This is a genomic window from Streptacidiphilus sp. EB103A (assembly GCF_041261405.1).
Taxonomy (GTDB): domain Bacteria; phylum Actinomycetota; class Actinomycetes; order Streptomycetales; family Streptomycetaceae; genus Streptacidiphilus.
In genome coordinates, this window is record NZ_JBGCAQ010000002.1 from 55,319 (window position 1) to 74,584 (window position 19,266).

The 19,266-nt window shown below is 72.0% G+C and carries 7 protein-coding genes; 4 read left to right on the forward strand and 3 right to left on the reverse strand.

Annotated elements, in window-relative coordinates; genetic code table 11:
* The first annotated feature begins 49 nt into the window (after nucleotides 1-49).
* From ABH941_RS03875 to ABH941_RS03890, 4 genes are all read left to right on the forward strand, one after another.
* On the forward strand, nucleotides 50-10,717 hold the full coding sequence (locus ABH941_RS03875) for a type I polyketide synthase (RefSeq protein ID WP_370127121.1): 10,668 nt from the start codon (nucleotides 50-52) through the stop codon (nucleotides 10,715-10,717).
* An 81-nt stretch (nucleotides 10,718-10,798) separates the two neighbouring features.
* Nucleotides 10,799-11,842 carry a ketoacyl-ACP synthase III family protein gene (locus tag ABH941_RS03880; RefSeq protein WP_370127122.1) on the forward strand — a complete coding sequence of 348 codons (1,044 nt, stop codon included), beginning with the start codon at nucleotides 10,799-10,801 and terminating at the stop codon, nucleotides 11,840-11,842.
* A 158-nt stretch (nucleotides 11,843-12,000) separates the two neighbouring features.
* Entirely contained in the window at nucleotides 12,001-12,960 is a 960-nt protein-coding gene (locus tag ABH941_RS03885; protein ID WP_370127123.1) for an ABC transporter ATP-binding protein, read from the forward strand.
* Nucleotides 12,961-12,962: 2 nt separating this feature from the next.
* A complete protein-coding gene (locus tag ABH941_RS03890; RefSeq protein WP_370127124.1) occupies nucleotides 12,963-13,730 on the forward strand; it encodes an ABC transporter permease subunit in 768 nt (255 codons plus the stop codon).
* A gap of 131 nt (nucleotides 13,731-13,861) precedes the next feature.
* Here the strand turns inward: ABH941_RS03890 and ABH941_RS03895 are convergent, their stop codons facing one another.
* The 3 genes from ABH941_RS03895 to ABH941_RS03905 form a co-directional block, all read right to left on the reverse strand.
* Nucleotides 13,862-14,443 (reverse strand): LuxR C-terminal-related transcriptional regulator, encoded by a 582-nt coding sequence (locus ABH941_RS03895; protein WP_370127126.1) that lies wholly within the window; start codon nucleotides 14,441-14,443, stop codon nucleotides 13,862-13,864.
* Between the two features lie 574 nt (nucleotides 14,444-15,017).
* Nucleotides 15,018-15,983, reverse strand: coding sequence for a replication-relaxation family protein (locus ABH941_RS03900; RefSeq protein WP_370127127.1), 966 nt, complete (start codon nucleotides 15,981-15,983; stop codon nucleotides 15,018-15,020).
* An 88-nt stretch (nucleotides 15,984-16,071) separates the two neighbouring features.
* Nucleotides 16,072-19,155: a non-ribosomal peptide synthetase gene (locus ABH941_RS03905; protein ID WP_370127128.1), complete on the reverse strand. Its 3,084-nt coding sequence runs from the start codon at nucleotides 19,153-19,155 to the stop codon at nucleotides 16,072-16,074.
* Nucleotides 19,156-19,266: the final 111 nt, after the last annotated feature.

The window sequence follows — 19,266 nt, forward strand, 5'->3', positions numbered from 1 at the left end:
TGGTGGCGCCCGAGCGCACGTAGGGATTCCTCCCAGGAAGCGGTAGACGATGGCGAGCAACGAAGAGAAGCTGCGGGACTACCTCAAGCTGGTGACCGCGGATCTCCGGCAGACCCGCAAGCGCCTGCACGAGGCGGAGACCCAGCAGCAGGAGCCCATCGCCATCGTGGGTATCGGCTGCCGCTTCCCGGGCGGCGTGGCGTCGCCCGAGGACCTGTGGCGGTTGGTGTCCGAGGGAGTGGACGCGGTCACCGAGCTCCCGACCGATCGCGGATGGGACCTGGACGCGCTCTACGACCCCGCGGGAAGCGCGGGGACGACGTACGCGCGGCACGGCGGATTCGTCCATGACGCGCCGCTGTTCGACGCCTCCTTCTTCGGGATCTCGCCGCGTGAGGCGATGGCGATGGACCCGCAGCAGCGCCTGCTGCTGGAGACGTCGTGGGAGGCGCTGGAGCGGGGCGGGATCGAGCCGGGGACGTTGCGCGGCAGCCGTACCGGGGTGTTCATGGGGTCCAACGGCCAGGACTACGTGGCGCTGCTGCTGAACCGGCCGGAGGAGGCCGAGGGGCAGCTGACCACGGCGGCCACCGCGTCCGTCCTGTCGGGTCGGGTGTCCTATGTGCTCGGGCTGGAGGGTCCGGCGCTGACGGTGGACACGGCCTGCTCGTCGGCGCTGGTGGCGCTGCACCTCGCGGTGCGGTCGCTGCAGGCCGGCGAGAGCGATCTCGCGCTCGCGGGCGGGGTGACGGTGATGTCGACGCCCGGCGCCTTCGTCGAGTTCAGCCGGCAGCGGGGGCTCGCGGAGGACGGCCGGTGCAAGGCCTTCTCCGACTCGGCGGACGGCACCGCGTGGGGTGAGGGCATCGGCGTGCTCGTCGTCGAGCGGCTGTCGGACGCACGGCGCAACGGGCACACGGTGCTCGCGCTGGTGACGGGCAGCGCGGTCAACCAGGACGGCGCGTCGAACGGGCTGACGGCCCCGAACGGCCCCTCGCAGCGCCGGGTGATCGCCGCCGCCCTGGCCGGAGCCGGGCTGACGCCGCAGGACGTGGACGCGGTGGAGGCACACGGAACCGGCACCACGCTGGGCGACCCGATCGAGGCGCAGGCGCTGCTGGCGACCTACGGCCAGGACCGGGAGCCGGAGCGGCCGTTGTGGCTCGGCTCGGTGAAGTCGAACATCGGGCACACCCAGGCGGCGGCCGGTGCGGCCGGTGTGATCAAGATGGTGCTGGCGCTGCAGCACGGCGTACTGCCGCCGACCCTGCACGTGACCGAGCCGTCCACGCACGTGGACTGGTCGCAGGGCGAGGTGCGCCTGCTGACGGAGAACACCCCCTGGCCGGAGGTCGATCGGCCGCGCCGGGCCGGGGTCTCCGCCTTCGGCGTGTCCGGGACCAACGCGCACGTCGTCCTGGAACAGGCCCCGTCGGACGCCTCGGTGGACGCGCCGACGCAGGCCGTCCCGCCGACCGCGACCGAGTCGTCGCCGGTGATCCCGTGGTCGATCACCGGCCGGACCCCTGACGCCGTCCGGGAACAGGCCGCACGGCTGCGGTCGCACCTGGCCGCGACCTCCGACGCCGACCCGCGCGACATCGGCCACTCGCTGGTGACGACGCGATCCGTCTTCGAGCACCGGGCGGTGCTGCTGGGCGGTGACCGCACAGAGCTGATGAATGGTCTGGAAGCCTTGGCTGCAGGCCAGTTCGCGCCGAACGTGGTGACCGGAGCAGCGGTCGGCGGCCGGACGGCGTTTCTCTTCGCCGGTCAGGGCTCGCAACGGCTCGGTATGGGCCGGGAGTTGTACGAGTCCTTCGACGTCTTCGCGACCGCGTTCGACGCGGTCTGCGCACAGGTGGACGCGGAGTTGGAACGGCCGCTCTACGACGTGGTGTTCGGGGACGACGCTGAGCTGCTGAACGCCACCGGCTACGCGCAGCCGGCGTTGTTCGCCCTGGAGGTGGCGCTGTTCCGGCTGGTGGAGTCCTGGGGCGTCCGGCCGGACCTGCTGGCGGGGCACTCCGTCGGGGAGATCGCCGCCGCCCATGTGGCGGGGGTGATGTCGCTCGCGGACGCGTGCCGACTGGTGGTGGCGCGTGGGCAGTTGATGCAGGCACTGCCCGTCGGCGGCGCGATGGTCGCGCTGCGGGCGACCGAGGACGAGGTGCTGCCGCTGATCGCGGGCCGTGCGGACGAGATCGGCATCGCGGCGGTGAACGGCCCGGACGCGATCGTGGTCTCCGGCGCGGAGGCGGCAGTCGAGGCGATCGCCGAGCACTTCCGGGAGTCGGGGCGGAAGGCGACCCGGCTGCGGGTCAGCCACGCGTTCCACTCGCCGCTGATGGAACCGATGCTGCTCGCGTTCGGCCGGGTGGCGGAGAGTGTGCAGTACCAGGAGCCGAGCCTGCCCGTCGTCTCCACCGTCACCGGCCGGCTGGCCGAGCCCGGCGAGCTGACGTCCCCCCGGTACTGGGTGCAGCACGTCCGCAACGCCGTGCGGTTCGCTGACGGCGTCCGTGGGTTGGCGGAGAACGGTGCCACCCGCTTCCTCGAACTCGGACCCGACGGCACGCTGACCGCGATGGCCCAACTCTGCCTGGACGGCGCCGACGGTGTCGTCGACGTCGTCAACCACGAGGCCGCTGAGGGCGGGGACGGCGCCGAGGTCGTCGAGCACCTGCTGGTTCCGGCACTGCGCAAGGACCGTGCCGACGCCTGGAGTCTGACGTCGGCGGTGGCCGCCCTGCACACCCGCGGTGCGGCGGTGCGGTGGCCGGCGTTCTTCGAGGGGTCCGGCGCCCGCAGGGTCGAGCTGCCCACGTACGCGTTCCAGCGCCGCCGCCACTGGCTGCCCGCTTCGGTCATGTCCGCCGCCGGGGTCACCGCGGCCGGACTGGGCGCGGCCGGGCACCCGTTGCTGGGCGCAGTGGTCGAACTCGCCGATGAGCGGGGGATGCTGCTCACCGGGCGACTCTCGGTACAGGCGCAGCCCTGGCTGACCGACCGCAGGGTGGGCGGCTCACTGCTGCTGCCCGACTCCGCCTTCGTGGAGCTGGTGGTCCGGGCCGGGGACGAGGTGGGGTGCGACCTGCTGGAGACCCTGGCGGTGGAGACCCCGCTGGTCCTGGCCGAGGTGGGCGCCGCACAGCTGCAGATCCTGGTCGAGGCCCCGGACGAGGCGGGGCGGCGCCCGGTCTCGGTCTACTCCAGGCCGGACGGCGAAGAGTGGGAGCACAGCTGGACCCGTCACGCCTCCGGAGTGCTGGCCCACGGCAGCAGGCCCCCCGCCTTCGACCTCGGCGTCTGGCCGCCCGAAGGCGCCGAACCGGTCCCGCTGGACGGTCTCCACGAGCTGCTGGCCGGGGTCGGCTACGACTTCGGCCCCGCGTTCCAGGGGCTGCGGGCTATGTGGCGGCTCGGCACGGAGGTCTTCGCCGAGGTGTCGCTGGACGGGCGGGAGCGGGGGGAGGCGGACTCCTTCGGTCTGCACCCGGCGCTCCTGGACGCGGTTCTGCACACGCTGATGACAGGCGTCATGGACGGCGTCCTCGACGAGGTCCGGCTGCCGTCCGCGTGGAGCGGCGTGTCGCTGTTCGCCTCCGGCTCGGCCGCCGCCCGGGTGCGGCTGTCCGGGGTCGGCACGGACACCGTGTCCCTCGCGGTCGCGGACGCCACGGGCCGTCCGGTGGCTGCGGTGGAGTCGCTGTCGTTGCGTCCGGTACCGGCCGAGGGACCGTCCGGCGCTGGGGCCGCGCACCAGAACACGCTGTTCGTACTGGACTGGCAGCCCGTGGCGGCGGTCGAGGACGCCGCGGTGCGGGAGTCCGGGGCCGGCGGCTGGGCCCTGCTGGGGCCCGGCGGCCCGGAACTGGCCGCAGGGCTGGCCGAGTCCGGGGTTTCGGCCTGGACGTACACCGATCTGGAGGCTCTGCGCGCGGCGGTCGACGCGGGCGACCCGGTGCCGGGTCTGATCCTGCTGCTGTGCGATCCGGCGACCGGGGTTCAGGGCGATGCCGAGTCCGGGGTTCAGGGCTTCGACATCGCCGGGGCCGCGGAGGGCGCGACGGCCTGGGCGCTGACGGTGCTTCAGTCCTGGCTGGCCGACGACCGGTTGGCGTCGACCCGGCTGGCGCTGGTGACCTGCGGAGCGGTGGCCGCCGGGCCGGACGAGGACGTGCCGGATCTGCCGCACGCGCCGTTGTGGGGCCTGGTGCGTTCGGCGCAGTCGGAGCACCCGGGCCGGATCGTGCTGGTCGACCGGGAGTCGCCCGCGCAGCTGCCGCCTGCCGCGCTGGTGTGCGGGGAGACCCAGGTGGCGGTGCGCGGCGGAGTGCTGCTGACGCCTCGGCTGGCCCGCCGGCCCGTGGACGCCCCGCCCGTGGACGCCCCGGACGTGGACATTCCGCCCCTGGACGGCGAACCGGTGGCGTCGGCGTTCGGCTCCGATGTCGCCGCGGGCACCGTGCTGATCACCGGTGGCACCGGCGGGCTGGGCAGCCTGCTGGCCCGTCACCTGGTGGTCACCCGAGGCGTGCGGCGGCTGCTGCTGGTCAGCCGCCGAGGTCCGCAGGCTCCGGGCGCGACGCGGCTGCGGGAGGAACTGACCGAGCTGGGGGCGGAGGTCGCCGTCGAGTCCGTCGACGTGGCCGACCGGGAGGCGCTCGCCGAGCTGCTGGCCGCGATACCGGCCGAGTACCCGCTGACGGCCGTGATCCACACCGCCGGCGTGATCAACGACGGACTGGTCACCTCGCTGAGCCCGGAGGCACTGGAGGACGTGCTCCGGGCGAAGGTGACCGGCACGGTGAACCTGCACGAGCTGACCCGTGAGGCCGGTGAGCGGCTGGCCACGTTCGTGGTCTTCTCCTCGGTCGCCGGTCTCTGGGGCACCCTGGGCCAGGGCAACTACGCGGCGGCGAACTCGTTCATGGACGCGCTCGCGCATCACCGGCGGGTGAACGGACTGCCGATGACCTCGCTCTCCTGGGGCCTCTGGGAGAAGTCCAGCGGGATGACCGAGCAACTGGGCCGGGACGGATTCGCCCGGATGAGCCGGGAGGGCGCCGCCGCGATCCCCTCGGCCCAAGGGCTGGCGCTGTTCGACGTCGCCACAGCCCTGGACGGCCCGCACTTCCTGCCCATGCGCCTGGACGCCGCCTCGCTGCGGGCCAGGGCCGCGTCCGGTGAGGTTCCGGGACTGCTGCGCGGGTTGATCCGGACCTCCGGCCGTCGCAGTGCGCAGTCCGGGTCCGACCAGGCCGGTCCGGAGCTGGCCCGGCGGCTGGCCGAGCTGCCGCAGGCGCAGCGGCACCGCGCGGTCTCGGAGCTGGTGCGTACCCAGGTGGCCACCGTGCTCGGCTACGACTCGATCGAGCTGGTGGAGTCGGAGCGTCCGTTCAAGGATCTGGGCTTCGACTCGCTCACCGCGCTCGACCTGCGCAACCGGCTCAACTCCGAGACCGGTCTTCGGCTGCCGCCCACCCTGGTCTTCGACTACCCCTCGGCCTCGGCACTCGTGCTCCACCTGATGTCCGAACTCGCCGCGCTCGCCTCGGGCGGGGACCGGACCCCCGGCACCGCGGCGTCGGGGACAGCAGCGTCGGGGGCAGGGCTGACGCCGGCCCTGGCGAAGGGGGACGACGACACCATCGTGATCGTCTCCATGGGCTGTCACTTCCCCGGCGGAGTGGACTCCCCCGAGGAGCTGTGGCAGTTGGTCGACTCGGGCCGGGACGCGCTCGGGCCCTTTCCGACCGACCGCGGCTGGGACGTCGAGGCCCTCTACGACCCGGACCCGGACCGCGAGGGCACGACCTATGTGCGCGAGGCGGGTTTCCTCTACGAGGCCGGTCGCTTCGACGCCCAGTTCTTCGGGATCTCGCCGCGCGAAGCGCTGATGATGGACCCTCAGCAGCGGCTGCTGCTGGAGACCAGCTGGGAGGTCTTCGAGCGGGCCGGGCTCACCCAGGCGTCCCTGAAGGGGAGCCGGACCGGCGTGTTCGCGGGTGTGACCTTCCTCGACTACGCGTCGGGCATGCAGATGGGGACCTCCGGAAACGTCACGGCGGGCCGGATCTCCTACGCCTTCGGCCTGGAGGGGCCGTCGGTCGCGGTCGACACCGCCTGCTCCTCGGCGCTGGTGGCGCTGCACCTGGGCGCGCAGGCACTGCGCGCGGGTGAGTGCGACCTCGCCCTGGCCGGTGGGGTCACCGTCATGTCGAAGCCCGACTCGTGGGTGACGTTCAGCCGGGAGCGGTCGCTGGCGGTGGACGGGCGGTGCAAGTCCTTCGGCGACGCCGCCGACGGGACCAACTGGGGCGAGGGCGTCGGTGTGCTGCTGCTGGAGCGGCTCTCGGACGCCCGGCGCAACGGCCATACCGTGCTGGCCGTGGTCGCCGGCAGCGGGATCAACCAGGACGGCGCCTCCAACGGCCTGACCGCGCCCAGCGGACCGGCGCAGCAGCGGCTCATCCGGCAGGTGCTCTCCTCGGCGGGTCTGTCGTCCGCCGACGTCGACGCGGTGGAGGCGCACGGCACCGGTACACCGATGGGTGACCCGATCGAGGCGCAGGCGCTGCTGGCGACGTACGGTCAGGGGCGGGAGCCGGGGCGGCCGTTGTGGCTGGGCTCGCTGAAGTCGAACATCGGACACACCCAGTCGGCCTCCGGCGCCGCGGGCGTGATCAAGATGATCATGGCGATGCGCAACGAGGTACTGCCGCGCACCCTGTATGCGGAGACGCCGTCCAGCTACGTGGACTGGACGCAGGGCAGTGTGGAGCTGCTCAGCGAGCCGGTCGCCTGGCCCCGTGACGGACGGCCGCGCCGAGCGGGCGTGTCGTCCTTCGGCATCAGCGGCACCAATGCGCATGTGATCATCGAACAGCCCGCCGACGAGGACGCGGCCCTCGACGCCGACGTCGAGGAGCTCCCCTCCGCGGACCTTCCGGGCCTTCCGGGCCTTGCCGAACTGCCCGTGACGCCGCTGTTCGTCTCGGCGACCAGTGCCGACGCGCTGCGGGCGCAGGCGGAGCAGCTGGGCACGTTCCTGGCGGCCGATCCGCGGCTGCGCCTGGCGGACCTCGGCCTGTCGCTGGCCACGACGCGCTCGGCGCTCGAGTACCGAGCCGTCGTCGTCGCCCCCGGCCGGGACGACGCCCTGCGGTCGCTGCGGGCACTCGCGCTGGGTGACCCGGACGCGGGAGTGGTCCGGGGTACCGCGAAGCCCGGTGAGCCGGGCCGACCCGTGGTCTTCGTCTTCCCGGGTGATGCCGGCGGTGACGGTGAGCGCTCCGCATGGTGGGAGACCGCGGCCCGTCTGTTGGCGTCCTCGCCGGCCTTCGCCGACTCGATGGCCGCCTGCGACCGGGCCCTGTCGGGCTTCGTTCCCTGGTCGCTGCTGGAGCTGCTGACCGACCGGGCCGAGCGGGGCCGGTTCGAGCGGGACGACGTGGTGCGGGACGACGTGGTGCGGTGCGCGCGGTGGGCGCTGGGGGTGTCGATCGCCGCGGTCTGGCGCTCCCTCGGGATCGAGCCGGCCGTGGTGCTCGGCTGCTCGCAGGGTGAGATCGCCGCGGCGTGCGTGGCCGGGGGACTGTCGCTGGAGGACGGCGCGCTCGTGGTCGCCACCGGAGGGACGCCCGAGGACGAGCGTGTGCCGGCACTGGCGGGCATCCGGCCGGTCTCCGGTGACGTGCCGTTCTGCTCGACCGTCACGGGCGGCTGGTCGGACACCGCCGCTCTGGGCGCCCGGTACTGGGCATCCGCCCCCGACGGGTCCGACCGGGGCGACCAGGCCGGGTTCGAGGCCGCGATGGAGACTCTGCTGGCCGGCGGGCATGGACTCTTCGTCGAGATGGACGCCGAACCGGTCGTCGCGGAACAGCTCCTCAAGGTCGCGCGCGAAGCCGGAAAGGACGTCGTCGCGGTTGTCGCGGCCGGACCGGACCAGGACGGTGCGGACCGGCTGGTCGCTTCGCTCGCCGAGCTCTACGTCCATGGCATCGACACGGACTGGCCTGCGGTGTTCGCGGGATCCGGGGCCCGCCGCGTCGACCTGCCCACCTACGCCTTCCAGCGGCAGCACTACTGGCTTCCGCAACCCGAACCGCGCTCCGACAGCGCGGAGTCGGCCGGTCCGGGCTCGCTCCGGCACCCGATGCTCGGGGCGGCGGTGGAACTGCCGGACTCCGAAGCGCTTCTGTTGACCGGTCAGCTGTCCTTGCGGACGCATCCCTGGCTCGCCGACCACGTCGTCGAGGGCATGGTGCCGCTACCCGCCGCGGTCTTCGTGGAACTCGCGGTCCAGGCCGGCGACCAGGTCGGCTGCGAGCTGCTGACGGAGCTGACCCTGGAGGCCCCGCTGCTGCTGCCCGAACGGAACGGCGTGCGACTCCGGCTGACCGTGGGGGAGCCGCAGGAGTCCGGCCGACGCTCGCTCGCGGTGTTCTCCAAGCCGGACAGCGCGCTCCGCGAGGACCCCTGGATCCGCCACGCCACCGGGGAACTCGCCCCCGGCGGCCCGCCGCCGTCGTTCGATCTGGAGCTGTGGCCGCCCGCCGACGCCGAGGCGGTGGACCTGACCGAGTTCTACGCACACCGGTCGGCCGCCGGGCACAGCCTCGGGCCCGCGTTCCGGGGACTGCGCTCGGCCTGGCGACGCGGTGACGAGCTGTTCGCCGATGTCGAACCGGCCGAGCAGGAGTTGGCCGATGCGGCCCGTTACGGCCTGCACCCCGTGCTCCTGGACGCGGCGCTGCAACCCCTCCTGCTCGGTGCGGAGATCGCGGGCCCGGCCCCGCTGCCCTTCTCCTGGCAGGGCGTGGCGTTGCACGCGTCGGCCGCCGCCGTACTGCGGGTGCGACTGACCCGCACCGGGCCGGACACCGTCGCCGTCGCGCTCGCCGACGACACCGGCGCGCCGGTCGCCTCCGTCGACACCCTGTCGCTGCGGCCGGTGGTCCCCGGACAGCTCCGCACCGCCCGGGCCGGCCAGCGCACCGGACTGTTCCAGGTCGAGTGGCCGGACCTGGCGGCCGAGACGCCGCAGTCCGCGGTCCGCTGGGCCGTGGTCGGCCCGGACGCTCTCGGCGCCAGGCCGTCGCTGATGAAGTCCGGCCAGTACACCGAGGGCTATCCCGACCTCACGGCGCTGGGTGCGGCCGTGGACGCCGGAACGCCGGTGCCGGACGCCGTGCTCGTCTCGCTCACCGCGACACCGTCGGCGTCGGCGTCGGTGCCCGATGGCGCCACCGTCACCCGGCAGGCGCTGACGCTCGCTCAGGAGTGGCTCGCCGACGACCGTTTCGCCGCCTCCCGACTGGTCTTCCTGACCCGCGGCGCGGTGGCCGTCGGAGCAGTGGCCGTCGGAGCGGGCCCGGGTGGGCCGGACCTCGCCGTCGCTCCGGTGTGGGGACTCATCCGATCCGCCCAGGTGGAGAGCCCGGACCGCTTCGTCCTGGTCGACCTGGACAGCCAGCGCGGGTCCTGGCGGAAGCTGACCACCGCGGTGGCCACCGGGGAACCGGCCTTGGCCCTGCGCAAGGGTGTACTCAAGGTGCCCCGGCTGGCCCGCGCGAGCTCCACGGCAGGGTCGGACGACCGTGGTGGACCGGACGGATTGACCGTCTTCTCGCCGGACGGCCAGGGCACCGTCCTGGTCGTCGGCAGCGCCGGCGCGCTCGGCGACGCCGTCGTCCGGCACCTGGTCGAGCGGCACGGTGTCCGACGCCTGCTGCTGGCCGACGCGCCGGATCAGCGGAACGACGGAGCGGCTGTGCTCGCAGCGGAGCTGACGGCTCTCGGCGCGCAGGTCACGGTCGCCGACTGCGACCCCGCCGACCGCACCGCGCTGGCCGGGCTGCTGGCCGGGATCTCCCCGGAGCACCCCCTGACGGCCGTCGTGCACGCCGCCCCCCGGCCGGCCGACGCGACCATCCCCTCGCTGACACCGGAGCAGATCGACACGGTGCTGCGGCCCACGGTCGACGCGGTCCTCAACCTGGACGAGCTGACGGCAGGGCCGGGGCTTTCGGCGTTCGTCCTGTTCTCCTCCCTCGTCGGCGCCCTGGGCGCTGCGGGCCAGGGCGGCCACGCCGCGACGAACGCCTTCCTGGACGCGTACGCGCAGCACCGCCGGGCCCGCGGGCTGCATGCGCTCTCGCTCGGGTGGGGCCCGTGGGGTGACGAGAACACGCGGCCACCGGCGGGTCCGGGACTGGCGGAGCTCTCCCTGGAGGAGGGACTGGATCTGTTCGACGCCGCCTGCCGCCTCGACGCGGCCGCAGTGGCGCCCGTGCGGTTCGACGTCGCGGGCCTGACCGCTGGAGGCAGCCACCGGGAGCGCCCGGCCCTGCTCCGGGACCTGGTGCGGACCCCGCGCAGGCGGACGGTGGGGCAGGCGGACGGGCCGTCAGGAGTGCTCACCCTGCTGAAACGCCGGCTGGCCGGTCTGGACGACACCGAGCGCGACGACCTGTTGGTGGAGATCGTGCGGGTCAGTGTCGCGGCCGTCCTGGAGTACGAGTCGCCGGAGGAGGTCGAGACCGACCGGGCGTTCCGCGAGATCGGGCTCAACTCGTTGACGACCTTCGCCCTGCGCAACCGGCTGAAGGACGCCACCGGCCTGCGCCTGCCGGCGGCGCTGCTGTTCGAGCAGGACACCCCGACGAGGCTGGCGCTGCACCTCAAGGCAGAACTCCTGCGGCACTGACCCCGCCCGCACCGAAGACCCGTGGTCCCAACACCCGTGATCCAAAGACCGCCGACCGCCAAGACCGCTAGGAGAGCACGCATGAAGACTGACGGCATCTACATCGACACCGTCGGGGTCCATCTCCCCGACGAGTGGGTGAGCATCGAGAAGGCCGTTGCCGAGGGTCTCTACGACGAGATGTCGATCGCCTACGGGACGGGTCTGACTGCTGCCTACATCGCCGGTGACGTGCCCGCGGTCGACATGGCGGTCGACGCCGCGCGCCAGGCGATCGAGCGGTCCGAGCAGGACACCGGGTCGATCGACTTCCACGTCCACTGCAGCGCCACCCAGCAGGGCCCGGCCGGGTCCTACCCCGGTGGCTACGTCCTGCGCGAACTCGGCATCAGCGGGATTCCCAGCACGGACGTGCGTCAGCACTCCAACGGTATGCTCGCCGCCTTCGAGGTGGTCGTCGGACAGATGACAGGCGCCGCGGCGGCGGAGTCGGTGCTGGTCACCGCGGGGGAGAACTTCACCACCCCGAAGATCGACCGCTGGCAGGGCTTCGGCACCGGCTTCACCGCCAGCGACGGCGCCGCAGCCGTCCTGTTCAGCGCCGAGAGCGGCTTCGCGCAGCTGCGCTCGCTCAACTCCGGCACGCTGCCCGCGCTGGAGCAGTGGCACCGCGGGGAGCAGAGCCAGCTGGCCTACCGCGACGACGAGTTGGGCCAGGTCACCATGCTGGACCTGCTGACGTTCTTCAACGCGAACGTGATCCCGCTGGACAAGTGCATGCAGATGATCATGGAGTTCGAGCTCGACATCGTGCAGCGGTCCCTGGTCGACGCCGAACTCAACGCCTCCGACATCGCCTGTGTGGTGGTGGCCAACAGCGACGCGACCATGATCGATCAGATGAAGATGCAACCCCTCGGGCTCCCGATGTCGCGCTCCAGCTGGGACTTCGGGAAGGAGTTCGGGCACATCGGCGCCTGCGACATGGCGGTGCTGCTGAACCACATGATCACGACCGGTCGGCTGGCCGTGGGCGACAACATCCTGATGACCACCTCGGGGGCCGGCTGGGTCTCCTCCTCGGCGGTCCTCACCATCCTGGACGTGCCGGCCTGGGCCTGCTGACCCGGGCGAGGTCCGTGCGGATCCCGCTGCCGCCCGGCGGCAGCGGGGTTTCCGGCTGCCGTGCTGCGCCGAAGATCGGAGGGGCGCCCACTGCTGAGATCCCTAGATAAAGTGAAATACCGGGCCGTGTACCTGTCATGCACTCTACGTTGGACAGCATGATTGAGCTTGAAGGCGTTAAGAAGCGCTACGGCGAGAAGACAGTGGTCGACGATCTCACGTTCAAGGTGCACCCCGGTTCCGTCACCGGGTTCCTGGGCCCCAACGGCGCGGGGAAGTCAACGACGATGCGGATGATGCTCGACCTGGACCGTCCCACCGCCGGTCGGGTGCGGATCGACGGGAAGCGCTACGCGGACCTGCAGAACCCGCTCCATTACATAGGCGCCCTGCTCGACGCCAAGGCGATGCACCCGGGACGCACTGCCCGCGACAACCTGATGTGCCTCGCGTTGAGCAACCGCATCACCCCGGCCCGGGTGGACGAGGTGCTGGAGCAGGTGGGCCTGGCCGAAGTCGGCCGGAAGCGCTCCAAGAACTTCTCGTTGGGGATGGGCCAGCGGCTCGGCATCGCAGCCGCGTTGCTGGGCGACCCGGAGATCCTGATGTTCGACGAGCCGGTCAACGGGCTCGACCCCGAGGGCATCCACTGGATCCGCACGCTGATGAAGGGACTCGCCAACGACGGCCGCACGGTCTTCGTGTCGAGCCACTTGATGAGCGAGATGGCACTGACCGCCGACCACCTGGTGGTGATCGGCAAGGGCAAGCTGCTGGCGGACACCTCCATGCCCGAGTTCATCGCCCGCAACTCCCGCTCCTACGTGCGGATCCGCACGCCGCAGCCGGAGCAGCTGCTGGACGCGCTGACCGCCGCCGGGATCGAGGCGGAGACCACGGCCGACGGTGCGTTCGAGGTGGCCGAGGTGCCGGTCGAGCGGATCGGCGATGTGCTCGCCGAGGCGCAGGTGGTACTGCACGAGTTGAGCCCGCAGAGCGCCTCCCTGGAAGAGGCGTTCATCCAGTTGACCGGGGGAGCGACCGAGTACCGCTCCGAACCGGCCGCCGCGCCCGTGAGTGCGCAGCAGGAGCCCCTGACTGCCGGAAAGGAGGCCTGACCATGGCTCAGGCGACGGCGGTCCTCCGCTCGGAATGGTTCAAGATCAAGTCGGTCCGCTCCACGGCCTGGACGTTGGCGCTGGCCTTCCTCGTCACGGTCCTGCTCGGCGCGCTGCTGAGCGCGCTGACCGTCAGCGGGTGGAGCAAGCTGACGCAGGCTCAGCAGCAGAGCTTCGACGCGACCAGCACCAGCTTCTCCGGTGCGCTGCTCGGCCAGCTCGCCGTCATCGCCTTCGGCGTTCTCGTCGTCAGCGGCGAGTACACCTCGGGCATGATCCGAACCTCGCTGGCGGCGGTGCCCCAGCGCGGGACCCTGTACTTCAGCAAGCTGGCGGTCGCGACGGTGGCGGTGTTCATCGTCGCCGAGATCACGGGCTTCGTCAGCTTCTTCATCGGCCAGGCCGCGCTGGGGTCGCACCACACCACGCTCGGCGCGCCCAACGTGCTGCGCGCGACGGTCTGCGCCGGCCTCTACATGACCTTGCTGGCGCTGTTCTCGATGGGCGTCGCCACGATGCTGCGCAGCTCCGTCCTGTCGCTGGCCGTTCTGGTGACGTTCTTCCTGCTGGTGACCAACATCCTGATCGCGGTGCCCGGCGCGAAGACGGTCGCCCGCTACTTCCCGGACCAGGCCGGGCGGGCGATGACCCGTGTCGTCCAGGACGCCGGCACCCCCTTCGGCCCCTGGGGCGGGTTCGGCATCATGCTGCTCTGGGTGGTGGCGGCGGTGCTCGGCGGTTATGCGGTGCTGCGGACCCGTGACGCCTGAGGAGCCGGATCCGGCCAGGTGCGCCGGTGCAGCAGATCACCCGACCCGCGGGCTTCGCGGGTCGGGTGATCTGTGTCGGGCCGAGTGGGAGGGGCTGCAGGGGGCCGGAGGTGAGGGCCGGTCCCCGGGGCCTACTCCTTCACGAACTCCGGCAGCACCCGGGGCGGCCAGTTCCCGATGGTGAGGATGCCGGTCGAGTAGGCGCGGGAGACCAGCGCGGCGCGGTTGGGCGCCTTGAGCCGGCGGAGCATCAGACCGACGTGGTACTCCACGCCCTGACGGCTGAGGTAGAGGCGGGCGGCGAGCTGGACGGTCGAGGCCCCGGTGGCGATCCCCTCCAGGATGCGGGCGTCCAGGGGAGTCAGCAGCGGCTTGTGCGGGGAGGCCGACGGGTGGGCGTCGGACGCCTCGTCGTCCGGGCTGACCAGGATGACGATGCCGGAGAGCTCGTCGCCCTCGCCGCGGACCGCCACGCCGGTGATCTCGGCGGAGAAGACCCGGTCCACCCCTCGCATGGCGACCACCCGTTCGACGAACCGGGCACGGCGCGGGTCGGACAGCCGGGTGAAGTGCTGGGGGAGGTTGTTCCGGGCGCTCGGGTGCAGGAAGTCGTAGATGCTGCGCCCGCAGATGTCCGCGGAGGGGCGGGCGAACTGCCGGAAGAAGTCCGCGTTCGCGGCCGCGATGGTGAGGGAGGTGTCCAGGCTGGCCATACAGGTGACCCGGCCGGACCGCGGTCTGCGCTCGGGGTGAACGCTCTCTCCATGCGGTGGCGCCAGGGTGTCGGCTGCGGAGCGGACCGTAACAGTGGCAGGAAGGGGCATGAGAGGCACTCTCTCTCTGGCTTCAGATTACGACGGAAATTCACGTCATATAGCGCGTGTTGCGGCAGTATCTTTTCCGGGATTCGGCGTCGTGTTGTATTTTCCGACCACGTCTGACTGATTCGGGCTGAGCGTAAGCGTGGTGAAACTTCGTCGTCAACGAGGTCCTGGCCGGGTGGGCAAAACACTGTGGTACCCCACCCCGATGGTTCGGTCGGGGTACGGTCCCCGCTCGGAGGGCGGTGCGGGGGTACGGTGGCACGCCAGGGGTCGGCCCGCACCGTTGCCAGATGGGCCTTTGTTTCCAAGGTGTATCTGCTACGCAGAAGATGTTTCCAAGGAGTGTCGGGGCTTGATCGAGATGTGGCCCGCCTCTCGGGGGCGGCAGTTCCTTTCCGGTTCATTCACCGGATCCTCGGCATTGCTCCAAGTCGTCGGAAGCATCCGCGAAGTTTCGCGCAGATTACCTACCGAGCGGTAGTCCGTCAAATAGGAGACCCAGGGGGCGTAATTTCGGCGCGGGATCCGCTTGGGGACGCAGCGCCGTCCACACCCGTCGTCGGTCGTCCTGCCCCAGTGCCGTCCACACCGTGGCGCCCGCCCCGTGCGCCTCAAGATCGGGCAGCGAGGCGCAGCCGACGGGCACCTGCCCGACCAGAGCGGACAGCCGCTGATCGGATTCGACCATGGCTCGCAGACCCGCCAGCAGCCGGACGCAGGGGCGGTGGGTGACCAGCAGCAGATGCGGGAACCTCGGATACCAGCGCCGCCAGTCCTGCGTGGTCACCCTGGCCGCGCGTCCCCCGGCCGGCGGCCCGCCGTGGAACCGGGCGTAGGCCTCGACGCGTGAGGCAAGCTCGCGCACGGTAGTGGCCGGGGGCACTATCTCGACGAAGGCGTCGACGAAGTGCAGGCCGTGACCTGAACGCACGGCGCGGCGCAATCGGGCATCGGGGACCAGCATTCGCTCCTCTCCGGTTCCCGACTCGCGGTAGCTGTGGGCGACTTGGGGGTCCCAGGCGAGGAGCTGGCCGGGGAAGTCGCTGCGGCGGTGCTCGATGAACGGCAGCCCGGTGCGCAGCACGTCGAGGACGTGCTCCTGCTGCCGCGTGGCGTCCGCGAGTTCGGTGATCGGCTCGCGGGAGTCGCAGGCGGGGAGGTCGGGCAGCGAGCGGGCCAGGTCGAGCCCGTCCCGGGTCAGGAACCAGGCAGGACGGCGCCTGGTGTCGGTGCAGTCGACCAGGTGCTGGGCGCGCATGGTGTCCGCCCGGCGCCGCAACTCCACCACGCTGCCGCCGGGGAGCAGCAGTTGGTGGAGCTGGCCGGTGGTGGCCATCCGGTGCTGCAGCAGGGCGGCCAGGATTCGCTGAGTAAGGGTGGTGCCCCGCAGATGCGCGTAGACGGGGGCGGTCGTACCGGCCTCGGTCATTCGGTGTCGGCCCCTCCGTCCGTCGTCCCTGGTCCTCCCTCCACGGCTTCGCTGCCCCGGCTTCGTCGTGAGATGGCGTCAGCCGGGGTCAGCTCCCGGTCGTGTCGCCTCCGGCGCCGGCCTGGCGGGCCAGTTCGGCCACCCGCTCCAGCGTGGGTTCGCTGATGATCCGCGGAAGGTTCGACATGAACGCTGCCTCCCGATCCGGGTCCAGCAGGTCCCGGCAGACCCCGGCGAGCATGGCGAGCAGTGCCAGTGACTCACCGCCCAGCCGGTGGAAGTCCGCCTGGGCGTCCAGTACACCCCGCTCCACGCCCAGCGTGCGGGCCCAGATCCGGGCGACTGCCTCCTCCACCGGATCCACCGGGGTGTCCGTGGCGGGGCGGACCGGCGCCGAGGCGTCGGCCTCGACGGCGAAGGGGTCGGGCAGTGCCTTCGTATCGACTTTTCCACTGACGGTGTAAGGGAGTTGGGACAACACGACGGTCGCGGCGGGGACCATGTAGTGGGGGAGGCGCTCGGCCAGATACCCCGACAGCTCGTCCGGGGTCACCTCGGAGCCGGCCAGGACATATCCGATCAGGGCCTTGCCGAATCGGCCGGGACGCGCCTTGGCCACCACGATGGCCCGGTCGACGGCCGGATGGGTCTCCAGCGCCTGTGCCACCTCGGCCGGCTCGACCCGATGGCCGCGCACCTTGACCTGGTCGTCGATGCGCCCGATGCAGTCCAACTCGCCCGAGGGCAGCAGTCGGGCCAGGTCACCGGTGCGGTAGACGCGGGTGCCGTCGGCGAGGGTGGGGAAGCGTTCGCGGTCCAGATCCGGACGTCCCCAGTAGCCCCGGGCCAGCTGCACGCCGCCGAGATACATCTCGCCGACCTCCCCGGGGGCGACGAAGCGGCGCTTGTCGTCGAGCAGGAACACCGTGGTGTTGTCGGCGGGGAGCCCGATGGGCACGTTGGCGCTCGCGGCGTCCAGCTCGGCGTCGAAGGTGTGCGCGGTACAGCCGATGGTGGCCTCGGTCGGCCCGTACTCGTTGATGATCCGGCACTTGGGCCCGAACATCTCCTGGGCCCGGGCGGCGACCTCGGTGCGGAGCTGCTCGCCGATCACGATCACGGTGTGGAAACCCGCGGGGGACAGGTCCAGTTGACCGATCAGGTCGAGGTGGGAGGGTGTCAGGTTCAGCATGTTGGCGCCGGAGTCCGTCAGCAGCCCGCGCATCGAGAGGTGGTTGGGGTCCTCGCGGACCAGGATCAACTCGCCGCCGGTCAGCAGCGGGAGGAAGACGGAGGTGCCCGAGACATCGAAGGAGGGCGAGGTGATCAGCGGGAGCCGGGACGTCTCGTCGACGTCGAAGAGCCGGGTCGCCCAGTGGATGTAGTTGAGCAGGCTGTGGTGCTCGATCTGCACACCCTTGGGGCGGCCGGTGGAGCCGGAGGTGTAGATGACGTAGGCCAGGTCGTCGGGACGGACCTGGGCGTCCTGGAAGGGCGCCCCGTCGGCGGTCGGCGCCGCTTCGGCGGTTTCGGGGGCGGCGCCGAGCACCTCCTCCAGGACCAGCCGCTCGCAGCCGTCGGGGAGGCACCCGCGCTCGTCGTAGGGGCGCTGCACCAGGCAGTACCCGGCCTCGGCGTCCGCCAGCAGGCCGTCCAGCCGGGCGTCCGGGTGCCGAGCGTCCAGTGGGAGGTAGCAGGCTCCGGCGCGCAGCACCCCCCACAGCCCGGCGACGCCGGCCACCGAGCGGTCGGCGAGCAGCCCGACCACACTGCCCCGGCCCGCGCCGCGGCGGCGCAGCTCGGCGGCGACCAGGTCGGCCCGGCGGCTCAGCTCGGCGTAGCTGACCTTGCCTTCCGGCCCGCTGAGGGCGGTCCGGTCGGGCGTCCGGGCGACCTGCTGACGGAAGAGCTGGAGCACCGAGAGTTCGGACGGCAGGGCGCGCTCGGTCTCGTTGCCCGCCCAGTGCCGCAGTGCGCGCGGGGACAGGGCCTCCTCGATGTCGGCGAGCAGGGCGTCGGCGCGTTCCGCGACACCCGGTCCGTCCTGCCAGGCCAGGGTGATCTCGGTGCGGCCGCCGCTCTCCAGCATCTCGATCGACGGCGGGCTGCCCGGTCCGGTGCCGCCGAGGGTGAACAGCGTCGTCGCCTCGAAGTCCGGCAGGCTGAAGTCGGCGAGGTCGAAGGCGCCCAGATGCGTCACAAAGCCCAGTGCCGAGTACTGGTCCTTGCTCACGGACTGCGACTCGACGGCCGCGGCAAGCAGCCGGAGCAGGGGCAGCGGAGTGCGGAGGAAGCGCGGTTCGCTGCGCAGCGCCAGCTCGCGCCGTTCGGCCAGGGCCGTCAGCGTGCGGCGCTGCACCTCCTCCCAGCCCTCGGCGGGGTCGACCTCCAGCAGCAGCGCCTGGGACAGCCAGGCGGTCGAGCGGATCTCCGGCTCGTGTCGACGCAGGTCGACCGGGACGAAGAAGCGCCCGCGTCCGTCCGGTCCGTACTTCTCGGCGAGGGCGGCGATCACCTTCGCCGTGGCGGCGGGGTAGCTGCCGTCCACGGTGCGGCGGCGCCACAGCACGCCGCGGCGACCGCGCGGCAGGCGGCCCAGCGGGGAGGGCCATTCCAGCTTGCCCGCGGCCGGGAGCGCGGGCGGCAGGCCGCCCGGAAGATCGAGCTGTTCCAGGAACTCGGTGCTGCTCAGCGGGGAGGGAGCTCCCAGCGGTTGCTCGCCGCGCAGCACCCGGAACACGTCGTCGACCCAGACCATGAGGCCGCGGGCGTCCGTGATCGCGTGGGAGGCGCGGAAGACCAGGCTGGTCGAGGCCGAGCCGGCCTCGCCGGCTCGCGGGAGCAGCAGCACCTCGCAGGTGGGGCCGGCGGCCTTCAACGTCTCGCGCAGTGCGGGCGAGTCCAGTCGCTCCAGGTCGAAGGAGGTGCTGTCCAGCACCCGTACGGCCGGCGCCACGCCGCTGTCCGTCCAGCGCTGTCCGCGTCGCCGCAGCCGCATCCCCGGGCACGCCTCGGCGGCGACCGCCACCGCCCTGGCGAGATCGTCCGGGCGCACGCTTCCCCGGCCCTCGATCACGTGCTGGATGACGTTCTTCCCTCCCATGCCGACGTACAGCCACTCCTCGGCTGAGAAGGATCGGCTGTAGGGCTGGTCTTCGGCGCGGTCGCGCACTCGGGGCCTCCTGGGCGGGCGTATGCCTGCTGGACGGGCATGCTGACAGCATCATTGCGTGCGCCGCACTAGGAATATCTTCAACATTTGCCAGCCGTACGCCGGTTGATC